The following is an 18,728-nucleotide window of genomic DNA, read 5'->3' on the forward strand; positions in this document are numbered from 1 at the left end:
CCGGCCCCCGCGAATCCGTCCGATCGCACGCTGCTCCGGCACCCGCGTGGCCCGCCCCGAACTCGAATGCCGATCGCCGCAGTTGATCAACCCGGGCAGGGCGCAACCCCAGATTTGATCAACTGGTCAACCTTTCCGCCCGGGCTTACGGTCGAAGGACGGATGCCCGCCATCCGACCAGGCAGCCACGCCATGACCACGCCCCGGCCCACCCCCGTACCGTCGACCGCCGCCCCCGCCCGGGGCGACGGGAACGGGATCGCCCTGCTGGTCATCGCCTCGTGCCAGTTGATGGTCGTCCTCGACGCCACCATCGTGAACATCGCCCTGCCGCAGATCCAGCGATCGCTGCACTTCTCCACCACGAGCCTGGCCTGGGTGGTCAGCGCGTACACACTCACCTTCGGCGGTCTGCTGCTCCTCGGCGGCAGGACGGGCGACATCCTCGGCCGACGGCGGGTGTTCGTCACCGGCGTGCTGGTGTTCGTCGTCGCGTCACTTCTCGGCGGACTCGCCCAGAACGCCCCGCAGCTACTCGCCGCCCGCGCCCTGCAGGGCGCCGGAGGCGCGGTCGCGTCCCCGACCGCACTCGCCCTGATCAGCACGACGTTCCGGGAGGGCCCCGACCGGAACCGGGCCTTCGGCGTCTTCGCCGCCGTGTCCGCGGCCGGCGGTGCCATCGGGCTCCTCGCGGGCGGCGTCATCGTCGAATGGCTCGACTGGCGCTGGGTGTTCTTCGTCAACGTCCCCATCGGGCTGCTCATCGTCCTCGCCGCCCCGCGCCGCATCCGCGAGTCCGCACGCCGTCCGGGGCACTTCGACATCGCAGGCGCCCTGACGTCGACCCTCGGCATGGTGCTGCTCGTCTACGGGTTCATCCGCGCCGCGCAGGTCGGCTGGCGGGACGCGGGCACCCTGGCGTCCTTCGCCACCGCGGCCGCGGTCCTCACCGTCTTCGTCCTGGTGGAGACCCGTTCCCGGCAGCCGATCACCCCGCTGCACATGTTCGCCGACCGCAACCGCGCGGGCACGTACGGGATGATGCTCAGCCTCGCCGCGGCGATGTTCGGCATGTTCTTCTTCCTGACGCTCTTCGTGCAGAACGTCCTCGGCTTCAGTCCGCTGCGGGCCGGTCTGTCCTTCCTCCCCGTGAGCGCGGTGATCGCAACCGGAGCGGGTCTGGCCTCGCGTCTGCTGCCCCGGTTCGGGCCCAAGCCCTTCATGGTGACCGGCGCGCTGCTCGCCACCGCCGGCCTCGCCTGGCTGACCGGCGTCGACGTCCACGCCACGTATGCGGGGGACGTCCTCGGGCCGATGATCCTCTTCGGCCTCGGCATGGGGCTGCAGTTCGTCTCCCTCACGCTCATGGCACTCTCCCGTGTCCCGCCGCACGAGTCGGGCGCGGCCTCGGGACTGCTCAACACCAGCCAGCAGATCGGAGGGTCGCTCGGCCTGTCCGTCCTGGTCACGGTGTTCGGGGCGGCTGCCGCGCACGAGGCGGCCCGCCTGACGCCGCAGTTCCTCGCCCGGGCCACCCCGCAGCAACGGCTGCTCCACGAGCGCACCGGGCAGCTGCCGCCGCCCTGGGGCGACCAGGTGCTCACCGCCGGGACCGGCGCCGCGTTCGTACTCGCCGCGGTCTTCACCGGTGTCGCCGCGCTGATCGCGCTGCTCGTCATCCAGGTGCGGCCGTCGGACATCGAACGGCTGAAGGGAGCGGCGGGACCGGCACGGCGCTGACGCACGGCACACCCGCGTCCCGCCGGCCCGTCCCTCGGCACCGGCGCCGCCTCACTCCGCCGGCAGCCGGAACCACACCCACTTGCCGTGGTCGCCGACCGTGGCCACACCCCAGGACGCCGCCAGGGCCTCCAGCAGGTCCAGGCCGCGGCCCGTCTCCATCTCGCCCGCGGGCGCGTCGCCCGAGCGGGATCCGGAGCCCATGGCCGGCTCGCGGTCGAAGACCGCGCCGGTGATCGCTCCCACGGCCGGGTCACGGGCCACGGCGACCTCGATGGCCGCTCCGCCCGCATGCCGTACCGCGTTCGAGACCACCTCGGACAGCAGCAGCGCCGCGGTGTCCACGACCGCGCAGTCCGTCGGGGCCACCTTCGCCAGGACCCGCCGGGCGTGGGCCGCCGAGCGCGGATGCCGCGGCAGGGTGGCGACTGCGCTGTGTCCCGTCATCAGTGATCTCCAGGGTTCCGTCGTCGGGCCGTCCGTACCGGCCTCCGCACTCCTTCCAGCCTCATGGCACGAGAGGGGCCGGGGACGTACCTTTCCGATGGAAGTCGGCATACCGGACGTCATGGTGCGGGCGTGACTTTCGTCGTACGCCCGCGCACCGCTCACGGCGAACGTGGAGACGCCCACCCGGTACGGATCGTGCAGCACGGGACGTTCCTCGCTCCGGATCGGGTCCGGCCGGGTACCCGGGCAGGGGTTGCGGACGAACAGGCGAACAGACGAAACAGGCGGACGGTCGCTTCGGCGATCGGCAGAAGCGCGGCGCGGCGCCGTCCCGGGGGATGGAACGGCACCGCGCCGCACATCGGCGGCCGGCCGTTTCCTGGGGGAGGGCGAACAGCGCGGCGCCGCACATCCAGGCTGAAGCCCGTGCGCTCCCGTTGCGCATGCCGATCCTCCACACACGAAGCGACGAAAGTGATGCAGGAGACGACGCCCGTCCGGTACCGCCCGGTCCGTCCGCGCCCGATCGGCCCTCCGCCCCTTTCCGTGCGCCCGCCCGGCCCTTCGCCCCCGCCCGCCCGGCCCTACGCACGGCCGGAGGGGGAACCGCGCCTTACAGTGGCCGCAAGGTGCGCATACCGGCATGCGCACGACGTCGCAGCGCATGCCGCGCCGCGCATGCCGTGCGAAGGCTCGCGCGAGGTGGTGAGGGCCCGGTGACCGGGTGCACAGGCCGAGAGGGCGGAGAGGCCCGGGAGGGCCATGGCGGCTGGTCGGTACGGCGGAAGGACGCCCTGCTCACCGCCGCCGTCGTGGCCATCGGAGTGGCCGACACCTGGGTGAAGCCGTCGAACGGACTGCTCACCGGCCTGCCGACCCCCCTGGTCGCCGTGGTGTCCGGTCTGGTCGGCTGCCTCCTGTGGTGGCGTCGCCGCAACCCCTGCGCGGTCGCCCTCGCCGTCATGGCCGGCTACGTCGTCGCCTTCACCCCGGTCTCCCTCGCCGTGGCCATGTACACCGTGGGGGAGACGTACCGGCGCATCCGCACGCTGGTGCTGCTCGGCGCCGCCGGCTGCGCGGCGGGGGCGATGGTGCTGTGGGCCGGCCCGCCGGACTGGGACCTGCGGGACGCGGGGTTCACGTTCGCGTTCATCCTCGGGCCACTGGTCGTCGGGTACGTCGTCGCCATCCGCCGCGACCTGGCCCTGGAGGCGCGGGCGACCGTCGAAGCCCTGGAGCGCGAGCAGCACCTGCTGGTCGAGCGGGCGCAGGTGGTCGAGCGGGCGAGGATCGCCCGCGAGCTCCACGACGTGGTGGCGCACCGGGTCGGCAACATCGTGCTCACCGCGGGGGCACTCAATGCGGGGCATCCGGCCCTCGACCCGGCCGTCGCCCGGGCGGCCGAGCTGATCCGGGGCGAGGGCCACCGGGCACTGGAGGAACTGCGCGAGGTGCTCGGCGTCCTCACCCCCGCCGCCGGGGCGGGTCCGCGCCGGCCGGATCCCCGCCGCCGGACGTCTCCCAGCTGCAGGCCCTCGTCGATCACGCAGGCCGGCTGGGACGCCGCACGACACTGCGCGTCGACGGGCACCCCGAGGCCCTGCCGCACGCGGTCCAGCGCGCGATCCACCGCATCGTCCAGGAGGGCCTCACCAACGCCGCCAAACACGCGCCGGGGGCGGAGGTCGGTGTTCTCGTGCAATGCCGGGTCGACGGGGTGGAGGTGTGGGTGACCAACGGCCCTGCAACCGGTTCCGGCGACGGCGCCCCGCCACCGGGCGGCGGCAACGGGCTGATCGGCCTGAGGGAGCGGGTCGGACTGCTCGACGGCACCTTTTCCGCGGGCCCCTGCGACGGCGGGTACCGAATCGACGCCTTCATCCCGCACCGCGCGACGCCGACGCCCCACTGAACCGGCGATCCGTCCGCGCTCCCGACCGTCCGCGCCGGCCGCCCTCCGCCGTGCCGTGCCGTGCCGCGCCCCGGCCGGCCTCTGCCGCGCCCCGCCCCCGCCTTCGTCAGCGCTCCAGCCCGGCGCGGTACGCCAGCCGGGTGGCCTGCACCCTGTTGTCCGCCTCCAGCTTGGCCAGCAGCCTGCTGACCTGGCCCTTGACCGTGCCCTCGCTGATGTGGAGGGCGGTTCCGATGTCGGCGTTGGACAGCCCTCTCGCGATCAGCCGCAGCACTTGCAGGTCGCGGTCCGTCAGCGACTCCAGCGCCTGCTGCTCCGCCGCCGTGAGCCGCGCCGACTGCCCGGCGAGCTGGTCCAGGACCCGCCCCGTCACCGCCGGGTCCAGCGCCGCCTTGCCCTCCGCGACCTGACGCACGGCGCGCAGCAGCTCCTCCGGGGGTGTGTCCTTCAGCAGGAATCCGCTGACGCCGGCCTGTACGGCCTCGTCGACGTACTCGTCCGCCCCGAACGTCGTCAGGATCAGCACCCGCGGCGGCCTCGGCAGCGCTCTGATCTCACGGGTCGCCTCCAGCCCGTCCATGCCCGGCATCCGGATGTCGAGCAGCGCCACGTCCGGGCTGAACTGCCGTGCCGCGTCCACCGCGCTGCGGCCGTCCCAGGCCTGGGCGACGACGTGCAGATCGTCACCGGCCTCGACGATGTCGCTCAGCCCGCGCCGCACGATCTCGCTGTCGTCGGCGATCAGGACATGGATCACCATGGCGGTCCTCCGGCACCGGCCCGGACGCGCCGCACGCGTCCCGCCTCCTCACCCCATCGTCGCCGTACGCGCGTGGTCCCGCCAAAGCGGAACGGAGACCGGGCGCGCCCGCGCGGAGGAACCACCACCGGCCGCGCCCACCCGTCGTCCCTGCGCCGCCGCGGTCCGCACGGCAGCAGCGCCGCGCGGTTGCCCGGTCCCTCCCACGGTGGCAGCGTTGTCCGCATCGCCGCATCGCCGCATCGCCGCATCGTGTATCGGCCCTGCACCCTTTGGTCCTTTCGCGCCTTCCGACGGAGGGAGACGGCATGACGGGGGAACACACCGCCGGCACACCGAGCGCATGGCCCGCGCTGCGCGTGGCCGACTGGACTGACACCCGGGACACGCTGCACATGTGGCTGCAGATCGTGGGCAAGGTCCGGCTCGCGCACGCGCCGCTGCTCAACCACTGGTGGCAGGTGACGTCGTACGTCAGTCCCCGCGGCCTGACGACGTCCGCGATCCCCTTCGGGTCGGGCGTCTTCGACATCGAGTTCGACTTCATCGACCACCAGCTGGTCGTCCGCACCAGCGACGGTGGTGTCCGCACCGTGGCCCTCGAGTCCAGACCGGTGGCGGACTTCTACCGCGAGACGATGCAGGCCCTCCGGGAGCTCGGGATTCCGACGACGATCCAGCCGTCCCCGAACGAGGTCGAAGTGGCCGTCCCCTTCGCCGAGGACGACCGGCACGACACCTACGACCCCGGCGCAGCGCACCTGTTCTGGCAGCAGTTGCTGCAGGCGGACAGGGTGCTCGGCGAGTTCCGTTCGTACTTCGTGGGCAAGGTCAGCCCGGTGCACTTCTTCTGGGGCGCGATGGACCTTGCCTGCACCCGCTTCTCCGGAAGGGCGGCGCCGCCCCACCCGGGCGGCGCGCCGAACTGCGGCGACTGGGTGATGGAAGAGGGCTACTCCCGCGAGCTGAGCAGCTGTGGCTTCTGGCCGGGCGGCGGGGAGGAGGGGGCCTTCTACGCCTACGCCTACCCCGAGCCCGACGGCTTCGCCGGACACGCGGTCGCGCCCGACGCCGCGTTCTACAGCAAGGACAACGGCCAGTTCCTCCTGCCCTACGAGGCGGTCCGCACCGCCGACGACCCCGACCGGGCCCTCGCGTCCTTCCTGCACACGACCTACGAGGCGGCCGCGGTGCACGGAGGGTGGGACCGGGCGGCACTGGAGGACGACCCCGACCGGTGGGCCCCGCGGCGGCCGCGCCACCACCGACGACAGCGCGAAGGGGACTGACATGTCCGACCGGCCAGACCTGCCCGTGCTCCCGGCACCCGAGTCGGGTCTGTTCCTGACGCACTTCCTGGTGGTGCGCGACGTGGCCCGTTCGCGGGACTTCTACGCGGACGTCCTCGGCGGCGAGGTCGTGACGGCGGAGAATCCGGCCATCGTGAAGGCCGCCAACAGCTGGATCATCATGAACCCCGGTGGCGGCCCCACCCCGGACAAGCCGGGCATCACCCTGACCGCGCCGGAGCCGGGGGACCCCGTGTCGGCGTTCATGAACATCCGCGTCGCGGACATCGCGGAGTTCTACGCCCGGGCGAAGGAGAAGGGCGTCCGGTTCCTGACCGAACCCCTCGACCGCAAGGCCGAACTGCGGTGCTACATGCAGGACCCGGACGGCCGTCTCATCGAGGTCGGTCAGGCGACCGGGATGCTGCGGGGCGTCTTCGCCGACCCGCCGGCCGGTTCCGGCACGGGCTGAGTGCCGCCCGGGGCACCCCGTCCGGCACGCGACGGCACCGGGCGCACTCGGTGCCCGGTCACTCGCCGCCCGGCCGCGCCGAGTGCCTGGCGCCCGCCGCCCGGCCGCGCCGAGTGACCGGCACCCGTACCTCCGCGCGAACCGGCGCGAGCCGGCCGGAGCTACGGGTGCCGTCCTCCCGGTCAGATGTCGCGGAAGATCTCGATCTGCGCGCCCACCGAGTTGAGGCGCTCCGCCAGGTCCTCGTAACCGCGGTTGATGACGTAGACGTTCCGCAGCACGGACGTGCCTTCGGCCGCCATCATCGCGAGCAGGACGACCACGGCCGGGCGCAGGGCCGGCGGGCACATCATCTCGGCGGCGCGCCAGCGGGTCGGGCCCTCGACGAGGACGCGGTGGGGGTCCAGGAGCTGGAGCCGGCCACCGAGGCGGTTGAGGTCGGTGAGGTAGATGGCGCGGTTGTCGTAGACCCAGTCGTGGATGAGCGTCTGGCCCTGGGCGACGGCCGCGATCGCCGCGAAGAAGGGCACGTTGTCGATGTTGAGGCCGGGGAACGGCATCGGGTGGATCTTGTCGATCGGCGCCTCCAGCTTGGAGGGGCGCACGGTCAGGTCCACCAGCCGGGTCCGCCCGTTGTCGGCGGTGTACTCCGGTGTGCGGTCGTGGTCGAGGCCCATCTCCTCCAGCACGGCGAGCTCGATCTCCAGGAACTCGATCGGAACCCGGCGGATCGTCAGCTGCGACTCGGTGACGACGGCGGCCGCGATCAGGCTCATCGCCTCCACCGGGTCCTCGGACGGCGAGTAGTCGACGTCCACGTCGATCTCGGGCACGCCGTGGACGGTCAGCGTGGTCGTGCCGATGCCGTCGACGCGAACACCCAGGGCCTCCAGGAAGAAGCACAGGTCCTGGACCATGTAGTTGGACGAGGCGTTGCGGATCACGGTGACGCCGTCGTGGCGGGCGGCCGCCAGCAGCGCGTTCTCGGTGACGGTGTCGCCGCGTTCGGTCAGCACGATGGGGCGGTCCGGGCCGGCCGAGCTCTCGACGACCGCGTGGTACTGGCCCTCGGTCGCGGTGATGTCCAGACCGAAGCGGCGCAGCGCGATCATGTGCGGCTCGATGGTGCGGGTACCGAGGTCGCAGCCGCCGGCGTACGGCAGGCGGAAGCGGTCCGTGCGGTGCAGCAGCGGGCCGAGGAACATGATGATCGAGCGGGTCCGGCGCGCGGCCTCGGCGTCGATGGCATCCATGTCGAGCCTGGCCGGAGGGACGATCTCCAGGTCGGTGCCGTCGTTGATCCATCGGGTGCGCACGCCGATGGAGTGCAGCACCTCCAGCAGTCGGTAGACCTCCTCGATCCGCGCGACCCGGCGCAGGACGGTTCGGCCCTTGTTGAGAAGCGAGCCGCAGAGCAGGGCGACGCAGGCGTTCTTGCTCGTCTTGACGTCGATGGAGCCGGAGAGGCGGCGCCGGCCGACCACCCGCAGATGCATGGGACCGGCGTAGCCGAGCGACACGATCTCGCTGTCGAGCGCCTCGCCGATCCGGGCGATCATCTCAAGGCTGATGTTCTGATTGCCGCGCTCGATACGGTTGACGGCGCTCTGGCTGGTGCCGAGCGCGTCGGCGAGTTGCGACTGTGTCCAGCCCCGATGCTGACGGGCGTCACGGATGAGCTTGCCGATGCGTACGAGGTAGTCGTCTGCCATAGGGGCAGGCTATCTCAGATATGAGATGAGAAGTCCAATGGGGTGGACCATACGGGTGATGCCTGGTTTTGATGGTCCATCACTTGCTCAACTCGGACAAAATAGGCTACGCCGTTCGGGTGTCCCGGCCGCGGTCCCGGCCGTGCTCCCGGGGGTTGCCCACCCTGGCGTGCTTGAGGCGTGCCCTCGGGGTGCTCCCGGGTGCCGCGCTCCCCGGCGTCGCGCGGCTGCCGCCCTCGTCGCGACGCGACTCGCCCGCCCGCCTCCGGCCTCCCCGCGCGCCCTGCCCCTTGCGGCGACGCTGCCTCGCCTACTCCGGGTGCCGGGTGCATACCCGCCGTCGCGCTCCTGTTTCCGGGCATACCGACCGCGCCGCCCGGGCTCCGGTGCGGCGTCCGTCACTCGCGTCCGGACATGACCCGTCAGCGGTCATGTACTAGAGTTATCTCGACATCGAGATATCTGCAGAAGGCGAACCGCAACCACCTTCCGCCGGACCGCTGGGTAAGGGTGACCTAACTAAGCCTTACCTTAGCGGATCGTCGTGGAGTCGCAGGGGGCAGGATGCGGTCAGTACGCGCACATTGATGAAGGAGACTGTCGTGTCGGCGAACAGCTTCGACGCCCGCAGCACGCTGCGCGTGGGCGACGAGTCGTACGAGATCTTCAGGCTGGACAAGGTCGAGGGCTCCGCGCGCCTCCCTTACAGTCTCAAGGTCCTCCTGGAGAACCTGCTCCGCACCGAGGACGGCGCGAACATCACCGCCGACCACATCCGGGCGCTCGGCGGCTGGGACTCGCAGGCGCAGCCGAGCCAGGAGATCCAGTTCACGCCGGCCCGCGTGATCATGCAGGACTTCACCGGCGTGCCCTGTGTCGTGGACCTCGCCACCATGCGCGAGGCCGTGAAGGAGCTCGGCGGCGACCCGGCGAAGATCAACCCGCTCGCCCCCGCCGAGCTGGTCATCGACCACTCCGTCATCGCCGACAGGTTCGGCACCCCGGACGCCTTCGCCCAGAACGTGGAGCTGGAGTACGGCCGCAACAAGGAGCGCTACCAGTTCCTGCGCTGGGGCCAGACCGCCTTCGACGAGTTCAAGGTCGTCCCGCCCGGCACCGGCATCGTCCACCAGGTGAACATCGAGCACCTGGCCCGTACCGTCATGGTCCGGGGCGGCCAGGCGTACCCCGACACCCTCGTCGGCACCGACTCGCACACCACCATGGTCAACGGCCTCGGCGTGCTCGGCTGGGGCGTCGGCGGCATCGAGGCCGAGGCCGCCATGCTGGGCCAGCCCGTGTCGATGCTCATCCCGCGCGTCGTCGGCTTCAAGCTCACCGGCGAACTGCGTCCCGGCACCACCGCCACCGACCTCGTCCTCACGATCACCGAGATGCTGCGCAAGCACGGCGTCGTCGGCAAGTTCGTCGAGTTCTACGGTGAGGGCGTCGCCGCCACCTCTCTGGCCAACCGCGCCACCATCGGCAACATGTCGCCGGAGTTCGGCTCCACCGCCGCGATCTTCCCGATCGACGGCGAGACCCTGAACTACCTCAAGCTCACCGGCCGCAGCGAGCAGCAGGTCGCGCTGGTCGAGGCGTACGCCAAGGAGCAGGGCCTCTGGCTGGACCCGGCCGCCGAGCCCGACTTCTCCGAGAAGCTGGAGCTCGACCTCTCCACGGTCGTCCCCTCCATCGCCGGCCCGAAGCGCCCGCAGGACCGCATCGTCCTCGCGAACGCCGCCGAGCAGTTCACCCAGGACGTCCGCAACTACGTCGACGACGTCGACGAGGCCGGCAAGGAGTCCTTCCCGGCCTCCGACTCCCCGGCGATCTCCCCGAACGGCGCTCCGTCGAAGCCGACCACGGTCACCGCCCCCGACGGCACGACCTACACGATCGACCACGGCGCCGTCACCGTCGCCGCGATCACCTCCTGCACCAACACCTCGAACCCGTACGTCATGGTCGCCGCCGCGCTGGTGGCCAAGAAGGCGGTCGAGAAGGGCCTGACCCGCAAGCCGTGGGTCAAGACCACCCTCGCCCCGGGCTCCAAGGTCGTCACCGACTACTTCGACAAGGCGGGCCTGACCCCGTACCTCGACAAGGTCGGCTTCAACCTCGTCGGCTACGGCTGCACCACCTGCATCGGCAACTCCGGCCCGCTGCCGGAGGAGGTCTCCAAGGCCGTCAACGACCACGACCTGGCCGTCACCTCGGTGCTCTCCGGCAACCGCAACTTCGAGGGCCGGATCAACCCCGACGTCAAGATGAACTACCTGGCGTCCCCGCCGCTGGTCGTCGCCTACGCCCTCGCGGGCTCCATGAAGGTGGACATCACCACCGAGGCGCTCGGCACCGACACCGACGGCAACCCGGTCTACCTCAAGGACATCTGGCCCTCCGAGGCCGAGGTCAACGACGTCGTGGCCAACGCCATCGGCGAGGACATGTTCAACAAGTCCTACCAGGACGTCTTCGCGGGCGACGCCCAGTGGCAGGCGCTGCCGATCCCGACCGGCAACACCTTCGAGTGGGACGCCGAGTCGACCTACGTCCGCAAGCCCCCGTACTTCGAGGGCATGACGATGGAGACCACCCCGGTCACCGACATCGAGGGCGCCCGCGTCCTCGCCAAGCTCGGCGACTCGGTCACCACCGACCACATCTCCCCGGCCGGTGCCATCAAGGCCGACACCCCGGCCGGCAAGTACCTCACCGAGCACGGTGTGGAGCGCCGTGACTTCAACTCCTACGGCTCGCGCCGGGGCAACCACGAGGTCATGATCCGCGGCACGTTCGCCAACATCCGCCTGCGCAACCAGATCGCGCCGGGCACCGAGGGCGGCTACACCCGCGACTTCACCCAGGACGGCGGTCCGGTCTCGTTCATCTACGACGCCTCCCGCAACTACATCGACCAGGGCATCCCGCTGGTCGTCCTGGCGGGCAAGGAGTACGGCTCCGGCTCGTCCCGCGACTGGGCCGCCAAGGGCACCGCGCTCCTCGGCGTCAAGGCCGTCGTCGCCGAGTCCTACGAGCGCATCCACCGCTCGAACCTCATCGGCATGGGCGTGCTCCCGCTGCAGTTCCCCGAGGGCACCTCGGCCGAGTCCCTCGGTCTGACGGGCGAGGAGACCTTCTCCATCGCCGGTGTCACCGAGCTCAACGAGGGCACGACGCCCCGCACGGTCAAGGTGACCACCGACACCGGTGTGGAGTTCGACGCGGTCGTCCGCATCGACACCCCCGGCGAGGCGGACTACTACCGCAACGGCGGCATCATGCAGTACGTGCTCCGGAGCCTGATCCGCAAGTAGGCGGACCACGGGCGGTCCGGCCGAGCGGCCGGACCGCCGCGGACACGCTCGCGCCACGGATTCGTACGCGCCACGGATTCGTACGCGCGCCGGCACGTTCGCGCCACCGGCACGGTCGTGCGGGCCGCACGGTGGTCCGGCAGCACGGTGAAGGCCCGCCCCACGAGGGGCGGGCCTTCACCGTTGTCCCGGTCCTGCCGTCGTCCGGCCCTTCACCGTCCTCCTGCCCGCCGGGGTGCCCGGGTCAGTCCGCCGCGGTCCGCTCCACCGGGATCCACAGCTCCGCCTCCGCCTCCGTCGCGTCCGGCGACAGCCGGGTGCGCAGGATCTCCGGGCCCGGCCTGCTGCGGTACGGGTTGGACGGGAACCACTGGGTGAAGACGTCACGCCACAGGTGCTGGAGCGTCTCCGGGAACCGCCCCGCGTGCTCGAACACGGCCCAGGTGCCGGCCGTCACGGTCAGCGCCGTCATGTCCTCCGGCGTCTCGGCACCGGTCACGACCCCGTGGTAGTAGTCGAGTTCGGTGCCCTCCGCCCGGCTGTCGTCGAGGTTGTCGCTCACCGAGACGATCCCCCTCGGCTCCTGGTCCGACAGCGCCTCCATGCGCTCCGTCGTCTCCCGCCCGATACCGCGCACGAACGCGACGATGTCCGGGTTCATGCCCTCGTGGACCAGCGGGACGCGGGCCTTCCTGCCCACGACCCGGAACTCGCCCTTCTCCACGATCCGGTACCGCATGCTGCTGCTCCCTTCGACAATCACGCGGAAGGACATCCGGGGCTGGGAACGCAGCGCCGCACCGGTTCTCCGGGCCTCCGCCGGCCCGACGCCGTGCACGGCACGGAACGCGCGTGCGAACGCCTCGCCCGATCCGTAACCGTGGCGGACGGCGATGTCGAGCAGCGTCCGCTCCCCGGCGAGGACCTCGGCACCCGCGAGGGTGAGTCTTCGGCGGCGGACGTAGTCGGACAGCGGCATCCCGGCCAGCGCGGAGAACATCCGCCGGAAGTGGTACTCCGACGTGAGGGCGGTCCGGGCGAGCCCGGCCACGTCCAACGGCTCGTCCGTCCGCTCGACGAGATGAGCCTCGATGCACTCCATGGCCAGGTTCAGGCGCTCCAGCACCCCGGCCTCCTTCCCTTTCGATCACCCACGCTAGGGACGGCACGCCCTGCCGCACCCGACATCCTGTGCCCGCTCCGGTCGGGCCCACCGGGCCACCGGGACCGCCGGGGGCACCGGGACCGCCGGGGCATGGGCGGGGCAGGGCCTCAGGGGGCGCGCTCCGCGAGACGGTCACCGGCGGCCGGCCACCGCCCCGCGGCAGCAGTCCACGAAGTCCCGCACCACCGCGTTGCCGTCGTCCACGGGAGCCCACGCCACTCCGACCCGGCTGGGGCTGACACCGCGCACCGGGCGGTAGGTGACCCCCGGCCGGGCGTAGAAACGGGCGGCCGACGCGGGCGCGAGCGCGATTCCGTAGCCGTTCGCGATCGCGCTGAGCCAGTCGTCCGGCTGGTCGGTCACGGCGCCGATGCGGACGGGCCGTCCGTCGCGCTCGTCCGTCGCCAGCCAGTAGTCCCGCCAGGGGCCCGTCTCCGGCGGGGCCGCCACGAAGGGCTCGTCCCACAGGTCGCCGAACGACAACTCCCCGCGCCCGGCCAGCGGATGAGCGGACGGCAGCGCGACCCACCGGGGCTCCTCGAGCAACTCCTCCACGCGCAGGGCGCCCTGGCCGGGGAACGGCAGCCGCAGCAGGGCGACGTCGACGTCCCCGTCGGCGAGCCCCGCGCTCGGGTTCGACCACGCGGCCTGCCGCATCTCCACCCGCCAGCCCGGCCGGCGCCGGGCGAACTCCGCGATGATGCCCGGAGTGGCCTCGTTGGCGGCACTGGCCAGGAAACCGACCCTGAGCACCCGCTCCGCCCGGCTCGCCGCGCCCTTCGTCTCGCGCAGCATCCCGTCCCATTCCGCCAGCAGCGACGGAACCCGCCGCGCCAGGGCCCGGCCGGGTTCCGTGAGCGCCATACCGGCCCGGGAGCGCGTGAACAGCCCCACACCCAGCAGGGTCTCCAACTGCCGGATCTGCTTGGTCAGGGCCGGCTGCGACACGAACAGCCGCTCCGAGGCGCGGGTCAGGCTTCCCTCCTCCGCCACGGCGACGAAGGTGCGCAGCAACCGGGTGTCGACATCCATGCCCCCAGGTTATGGAAACGGGTATTGGACGTGACGCAGCGGCCACGGCCAGGCTGGACGTGTCGAACGGCGGCCGCCCCGACACCACGCACCGACGCCCCGGGCCCGGGTGACCCTCCGCCCCGGAGCGAGGCCGGTGCGTGCACCGTCCCTCCCGCCGAGCCGAACGAAGGCCCTCCGTGTTCACCGCATACGCAGTCGTCACCGTCGTCACCATCACCGCCAACGCCGCGGAGTCCGTCGCCAACTTCCTGAAGGCACGGTTCGTGGTCGCCAACGCCGCCGAGGTCGGCGTCCCGCCGTCCTGGCTCCCCGCGCTCGGCGCGCTGAAGGGCGCCGCGGCCCTGGGGCTCCTGCTTGGCCTCCTCGGCCTCACCGTCGTCGGCGCGGCCGCTGCCACCGGCCTGGTGCTGTTCTTCCTCGGCGCCCTCGCCTTCCACGTCCGCGCCCGCGTCTTCCACAACATCGCGGGCCCGCTGCTCTTCCTGGCCCTGTCGGCCGCGTCGCTCGTGCTCGTGCTCGCCGTCCGGGTCGCACACGAAGGCCAGGCGGGCCTGTGAGTACGGCCGGGCAGGTGCACGCGTACGGGGCCGCCCGGGCGCGTCCGCCGGCGCCGCGACCGGGAACGGCGTACGGGCCGGGCACCCGCGTGAGGGGCGTCCGCCGCCGCCCGCTCAGGCAGCCGGCCGTGGCGTCGGCGGACCGTCCGGCGGCACGGCCTCCGTCAGCCGGGACGCCGGACGGCGCTGGAACGTCCTTCGACGCAGCCGGCCCCGGCGCCCGGCCCCTCCTCCGGCGCCCGGCCGGCGTTCCCCGGTGCACGGACGAGGCCGCAGCCCCGGGGGACTGCGGCCTCGGACACGGGGCGGCGGAACGGTCAGGAGATCAGTTCGACCTCCGCCAGCACCGGTTGCGCCGCACCCGCGGCGGGAACCAGCCGGTACTTCTGGTACGTACCGGGGCGGGCGACCGTGAAGACCCGGGTTTGCCGGTCCCACGCGAACGACTCACCGGACCGCCTGTCCAGATCGGTCCAGGCAGTGCCGTCCCGGGAGCCCTGCAGCACCCAGCCGCCGGGAGCCTTGTCGTGGCCCGCCGAGGTGAGCGTGTACTGCACGGCCCGCGTGGCCTCCGCGACCGGAAGGCCGACGGCCCCCTCCAGCGCCGCCTCCGTGGCGGAGGTGTTGTCGAAGAGCGCACCCGTGCCGCTGATCGCGTCGTGGCGGGGCGCGGGCACCTTGTCGTCCTTGGTGACCGAGACGGGCGCCGCGCCTTTGCCCGTGCCCCAGCGCGACGGCTCGGAGCCCATGTCGAACTCCAGCGTGCCGCCCCTCGCCAGCAGGGAGTGCGGGAGAGCGGTGGAGTTCCAGCTCTTCCCGTTCACCTTCAGGCCCTGGACGTAGATGTTGCGGGCGCTGTTCCGGGGTGCCTTCACCACGAGTTCGCGGCCGTTCTCCAGGTGGACCGTCGCCTTGGTGAAGAGCGGTGAGCCGACCGCGTACTCCCCGCTGCCCATCACCAGCGGATAGAAGCCGAGCGCGGAGAACAGGAACCAGGCCGACTGCTCGCCGTTGTCCTCGTCGCCGTGGTAGCCCTGCCCGATCTCGCTGCCGGTGTAGAGGCGGGACAGCACCTCGCGCACCTTCTCCTGCGTCTTCCACGGCTGCGAGGCCGCGTTGTACATGTAGGTGACGTGGTGCGCGACCTGGTTCGAGTGCCCGTACATGCCCATGCGCACGTCACGGGCCTCGGTCATTTCGTGGATCACGCTGCCGTACGAGCCGACGAACTCCGGTGACGCCGTCTCCGGGGTGGCGAAATAGGTGTCGAGTTTCTTCCCGAGTCCCGGCCGTCCGCCGTAGAGATTCGCCAGACCGCGGCTGTCCTGCGGCGCGGTGAACGCGTATCCCCAGCCGTTGGTCTCGGTGTAGTCGTGACCCCAGATCCGCGGGTCGTACGTGTCCGAAGGGACCCTCCAGTCGCCCTTGAGATTGCGGCCCTGGAAGAATCCCGCCTTCTTGTCGAACAGCGTCACGTAATTCCGCGCACGGTTCAGGAAGTACGCGGACTCGTCCTTGTAACGCGCCTTCTTCGTCTTCGCGTGGAGGGCGTCGGCCATCTTCGACAGGCCGTAGTCGTTGAGGTAGCCCTCGAGCGACCACGACAGGCCCTCGTGCGTCTCCGTGGAGGCGTATCCGAGGAACGGCGAGGTCTCCATGCCCTTGCGTCCCACGCCCCGGTGCGGCGGGGTCACCGTCGCGTTCTTCAGCGCCGCCTCGTACGCCTTCTCCGCGTCGAAGCCGCGGACGCCCTTCACATAGGCGTCGGCGAAGGCGACGTCGGATGAGGTGCCGGTCATCAGATCGGCGTAACCGGGGGAGGACCAGCGGGAGATCCAGCCGCCGTCCCGGTACTGCTGGACGAATCCGTCGACCAGCTCGCCCGCCTTCCTCGGGGTGAGGAAGGAGTAGGCCGGCCAGGTCGTGCGGTAGGTGTCCCAGAAGCCGTTGTTGACGTACACCCGGCCGTCGACGATCTTCGCGCCCGTGTGGGTCGGCGTGTCCGGTCCGGTCTGCGGCGAGAACGGGCTGGCGTACTTGTCCTCGCCGTCGACCTTCTCGAACCCGGAGTTCGGGTAGAGGTACAGGCGGTAGAGCGAGGAGTACAGGGTCACGAGCTGGTCGTGGGTGGCGCCCTCGACCTCCATCCGGCCCAGCAGATCGTCCCAGGCGTCCTGCGCCCGGTCCTTGATGCGGCCGAAGGACGCGGACGCGGGGATCTCCTGCGCGAGGTTCTTCCTGGCCTGGTCGACGCTGATCAGCGAGGTGGCGATGCGCAGGGTGACCGTGCGGTCCGCGCCGGCGTCGAAGCGGAGGTGGCCCTTGACGCCCTCGGACGCGGAGGAGGTGACGGGCGCGTCGAAGACTCCGTACACGAACAGCCGGGTGGCGCCCGTGGACAGCCCGCTCTTGACGTCCGAGTAGCCGGTGAAGGAGCTGGTCTCCGGGTCGAGCGTCAGCCCGGCCTGCTCCGTGACGTTGTCGAAGACCACCGACGCGTCGTCGCCCGGGTAGGTGAACCGCATCATCGCCGCGTGGTCCGTGGGAGTGATCTCCGCCTTCAGCCCGTTCTCGAACGTCACGCCGTAGTAGTGCGGGCGGGCGGTCTCCTTCTCGTGGCGGAAGGGCAGGGCACGGGCGGCGCGGCCGGTGTCCGGGGCGCCCTCGGCGACGGAAGGCATCAGCTGGAAGGTCTGCCGGTCGCCCATCCACGGGCTCGGCTCATGGCTGGCGCTGAACGCCTGCACGGTGGGCAGGTTGTCGGCGTTGTTGGCGCGCGCGTACTCGTACAGCCAGCTCAGCGAACCCGCGTTGGTCACCGGCGTCCAGAAGTTGAAGCCGTGCGGGACCGCGGTCGCCGGGAAGGTGTTGCCGCGCGAGAACGAGCCGCTGGAGTTGGTGCCGCGCACGGTCGACGCGTAGTCCGACAGACGCGCGAGCCGCTTCTCGGGAGCCTTCGGGGCGATGCGGACGTCGTCGATCCATCCCTGGAACTTCGCCGGGCCCTTGGGCGCGTCGTACGCCACGAGGATCCGGTCCACGGTCTTGCCCGCGGCGACCGAACCGATCCGGGACGCCACCTGGTTCCACTGGTTGACGTAGAGCCGCTTCGCGGCGCCCTGGCCCTGCGGCGTCAACAGGCCGCCGTGCGAGTCCACCGCCCGGAGGTCGCTCAGATAGGTCCCGTCGGTGAACGCGAGGTCGACCGCCACACTGGTGGCCGGGTAGTTGAGATCGGTCTCGGCCATCGAAGGGAAGATCCGGTACGACAGTTCGGTGTCGCGCCGCACGGCCGTGTCGACGTCGAAGACCTTGTTGTACGAGTAGGCGCGGCCGTCCGGCTTGTGCGTGCCGGCGTAACGCAGGGCGCGCTTGCCGGTGAAGCCGGCGTTGGCCTTCGCCGTCGGGGAACCGGCGGGACCGCGGTCGACGTGGCTGCGCATGTCCTCCGGCACCGGGCTGCCGCTGTCGCCGTCGGAGAACTGCACGTCGGCGAGCTGGACGATGCCCGAGGCCCCGTTGTTGCGGGTGATCTCCAGGCGGTAGTGCGCGTAGGAGCCGGCCTTCTCCGCGTCGATGCCGTACGTCCTCGTCTGGAAACGCTTCTCGAACGTCTGGCCCTCGCGGGTGTCCAGGACCGTCCAGTCGTTGCCGTCCGCCGACCCCTTGAGCGTCCAGTCCTTCGGGTCGCGCTCGGCGAAGTCGTTGGCCGAGGTCAGCGCGTAGGTGACGACCTTGACGGGGCTGTCCGTGTCGAACTCGACCCAGCCCGTGGGTTCGAACGTGAGCCATTTGGTGGACGGCTGGAGGTCGACCAGGTTCTCCTTGGTCTCCCCGGCGCCGGCGTTCTCGCCGCTGGCCCGCAGTTCGACGACCTTGTCGGTGACATTGCCCGGTATGCCCGAGGCGAAGCCGCCGTCGACCCCGTCGGACCGCTTCCCTCCGTCCGGTCCGGTGTCCACGGTGTTGCGCCAATCGGGCTGGGCCTCGTCCGCTTCGAACGAACTGGAGAACTCAGGTGCGGGGGCCGATGTCCGGGCGGGCAGGGCGACGGCCGCCGACTGCGCCGTCACCACCAGCAGGGAAGCGGCCGCCACCAGGGCGGCCGAGCGGGCGTAGGGGTGCCTGGGGCTGGATCTTGGCCGCATGTCGAAGCCGTTCCTCCCGCCGAAGCGATAGACAACGTTGTCAGGCGCAGTGCGCAGGCACTAGTAGGGAGGTAAGTGCCGCATGGTGTCAAGGGTGTTGACGGTGTGCGGGGTCCGGATTCGGCCGGGCCGGCGGGATTCCCGCGATGGAATGTCCGCGCCCGCGGT

13 protein-coding genes are annotated in these 18,728 nt (G+C 71.4%); 7 read left to right on the forward strand and 6 right to left on the reverse strand.

Going from position 1 to position 18,728, the window contains the following annotated elements:
* The first annotated feature begins 192 nt into the window (after positions 1–192).
* Positions 193–1,740, forward strand: a complete 1,548-nt coding sequence (locus BLT82_RS01100) for an MFS transporter (RefSeq protein WP_093651849.1) — start codon at positions 193–195, stop codon at positions 1,738–1,740.
* 51 nt (positions 1,741–1,791) lie between these two features.
* On the opposite strand, the gene BLT82_RS01105 is transcribed toward BLT82_RS01100, so the two are convergent.
* Positions 1,792–2,187 carry an ATP-binding protein gene (locus BLT82_RS01105; RefSeq protein ID WP_167745932.1) on the reverse strand — a complete coding sequence of 132 codons (396 nt, stop codon included), beginning with the start codon at positions 2,185–2,187 and terminating at the stop codon, positions 1,792–1,794.
* Positions 2,188–2,906: 719 nt separating this feature from the next.
* Between BLT82_RS01105 and BLT82_RS01110 the strand changes: the two genes are divergently transcribed.
* Both BLT82_RS01110 and BLT82_RS01115 read left to right on the forward strand, forming a co-directional pair.
* Complete coding sequence (locus BLT82_RS01110) at positions 2,907–3,923, forward strand: sensor histidine kinase (protein WP_107490219.1); 1,017 nt, start codon at positions 2,907–2,909, stop codon at positions 3,921–3,923.
* A complete protein-coding gene (locus BLT82_RS01115; protein WP_143041464.1) occupies positions 3,920–4,102 on the forward strand; it encodes an ATP-binding protein in 183 nt (60 codons plus the stop codon). Before BLT82_RS01110 ends, BLT82_RS01115 begins: the two co-directional genes overlap by 4 nt.
* 106 nt (positions 4,103–4,208) lie before the next feature.
* On the opposite strand, the gene BLT82_RS01120 is transcribed toward BLT82_RS01115, so the two are convergent.
* Complete coding sequence (locus BLT82_RS01120; RefSeq protein WP_208867628.1) at positions 4,209–4,862, reverse strand: response regulator; 654 nt, start codon at positions 4,860–4,862, stop codon at positions 4,209–4,211.
* Between the two features lie 308 nt (positions 4,863–5,170).
* Between BLT82_RS01120 and BLT82_RS01125 the strand changes: the two genes are divergently transcribed.
* Positions 5,171–6,151: a DUF5996 family protein gene (locus tag BLT82_RS01125; protein ID WP_093651853.1), complete on the forward strand. Its 981-nt coding sequence runs from the start codon at positions 5,171–5,173 to the stop codon at positions 6,149–6,151.
* A gap of 1 nt (position 6,152) precedes the next feature.
* Positions 6,153–6,623 carry a VOC family protein gene (locus BLT82_RS01130; RefSeq protein WP_093651854.1) on the forward strand — a complete coding sequence of 157 codons (471 nt, stop codon included), beginning with the start codon at positions 6,153–6,155 and terminating at the stop codon, positions 6,621–6,623.
* A 182-nt stretch (positions 6,624–6,805) separates the two neighbouring features.
* On the opposite strand, the gene BLT82_RS01135 is transcribed toward BLT82_RS01130, so the two are convergent.
* Positions 6,806–8,335 (reverse strand): helix-turn-helix domain-containing protein, encoded by a 1,530-nt coding sequence (locus BLT82_RS01135; RefSeq protein WP_093651855.1) that lies wholly within the window; start codon positions 8,333–8,335, stop codon positions 6,806–6,808.
* Between the two features lie 602 nt (positions 8,336–8,937).
* Here BLT82_RS01135 and acnA point away from each other — a divergent pair.
* Complete coding sequence (gene acnA, locus BLT82_RS01140) at positions 8,938–11,655, forward strand: aconitate hydratase AcnA (RefSeq protein WP_093651856.1); 2,718 nt, start codon at positions 8,938–8,940, stop codon at positions 11,653–11,655.
* A gap of 244 nt (positions 11,656–11,899) precedes the next feature.
* On the opposite strand, the gene BLT82_RS01145 is transcribed toward acnA, so the two are convergent.
* Positions 11,900–12,781 (reverse strand): AraC family transcriptional regulator, encoded by an 882-nt coding sequence (locus BLT82_RS01145; protein WP_093651857.1) that lies wholly within the window; start codon positions 12,779–12,781, stop codon positions 11,900–11,902.
* A 171-nt stretch (positions 12,782–12,952) separates the two neighbouring features.
* Entirely contained in the window at positions 12,953–13,852 is a 900-nt protein-coding gene (locus tag BLT82_RS01150; protein ID WP_093651858.1) for a LysR family transcriptional regulator, read from the reverse strand.
* Positions 13,853–14,031: 179 nt separating this feature from the next.
* Between BLT82_RS01150 and BLT82_RS01155 the strand changes: the two genes are divergently transcribed.
* Positions 14,032–14,412: a DoxX family protein gene (locus BLT82_RS01155; protein ID WP_093651859.1), complete on the forward strand. Its 381-nt coding sequence runs from the start codon at positions 14,032–14,034 to the stop codon at positions 14,410–14,412.
* A gap of 317 nt (positions 14,413–14,729) precedes the next feature.
* On the opposite strand, the gene BLT82_RS01160 is transcribed toward BLT82_RS01155, so the two are convergent.
* Positions 14,730–18,560 carry a GH92 family glycosyl hydrolase gene (locus BLT82_RS01160; RefSeq protein WP_093651860.1) on the reverse strand — a complete coding sequence of 1,277 codons (3,831 nt, stop codon included), beginning with the start codon at positions 18,558–18,560 and terminating at the stop codon, positions 14,730–14,732.
* Positions 18,561–18,728: the final 168 nt, after the last annotated feature.

This window comes from Streptomyces wuyuanensis, assembly GCF_900103455.1.
Lineage (GTDB): Bacteria > Actinomycetota > Actinomycetes > Streptomycetales > Streptomycetaceae > Streptomyces > Streptomyces wuyuanensis.

Coding starts and splice junctions, on each gene's coding strand:
- BLT82_RS01100 (WP_093651849.1), top strand. CDS start 193: ATGACCACGCCCCGGCCCACCCCCGTACCGTCGACCGCCGCCCCCGCC.
- BLT82_RS01105 (WP_167745932.1), bottom strand. CDS start 2,187: ATGACGGGACACAGCGCAGTCGCCACCCTGCCGCGGCATCCGCGCTCG.
- BLT82_RS01120 (WP_208867628.1), bottom strand. CDS start 4,862: ATGGTGATCCATGTCCTGATCGCCGACGACAGCGAGATCGTGCGGCGC.
- BLT82_RS01125 (WP_093651853.1), top strand. CDS start 5,171: ATGACGGGGGAACACACCGCCGGCACACCGAGCGCATGGCCCGCGCTG.
- BLT82_RS01130 (WP_093651854.1), top strand. CDS start 6,153: ATGTCCGACCGGCCAGACCTGCCCGTGCTCCCGGCACCCGAGTCGGGT.
- BLT82_RS01135 (WP_093651855.1), bottom strand. CDS start 8,335: ATGGCAGACGACTACCTCGTACGCATCGGCAAGCTCATCCGTGACGCC.
- BLT82_RS01150 (WP_093651858.1), bottom strand. CDS start 13,852: ATGGATGTCGACACCCGGTTGCTGCGCACCTTCGTCGCCGTGGCGGAG.
- BLT82_RS01160 (WP_093651860.1), bottom strand. CDS start 18,560: ATGCGGCCAAGATCCAGCCCCAGGCACCCCTACGCCCGCTCGGCCGCC.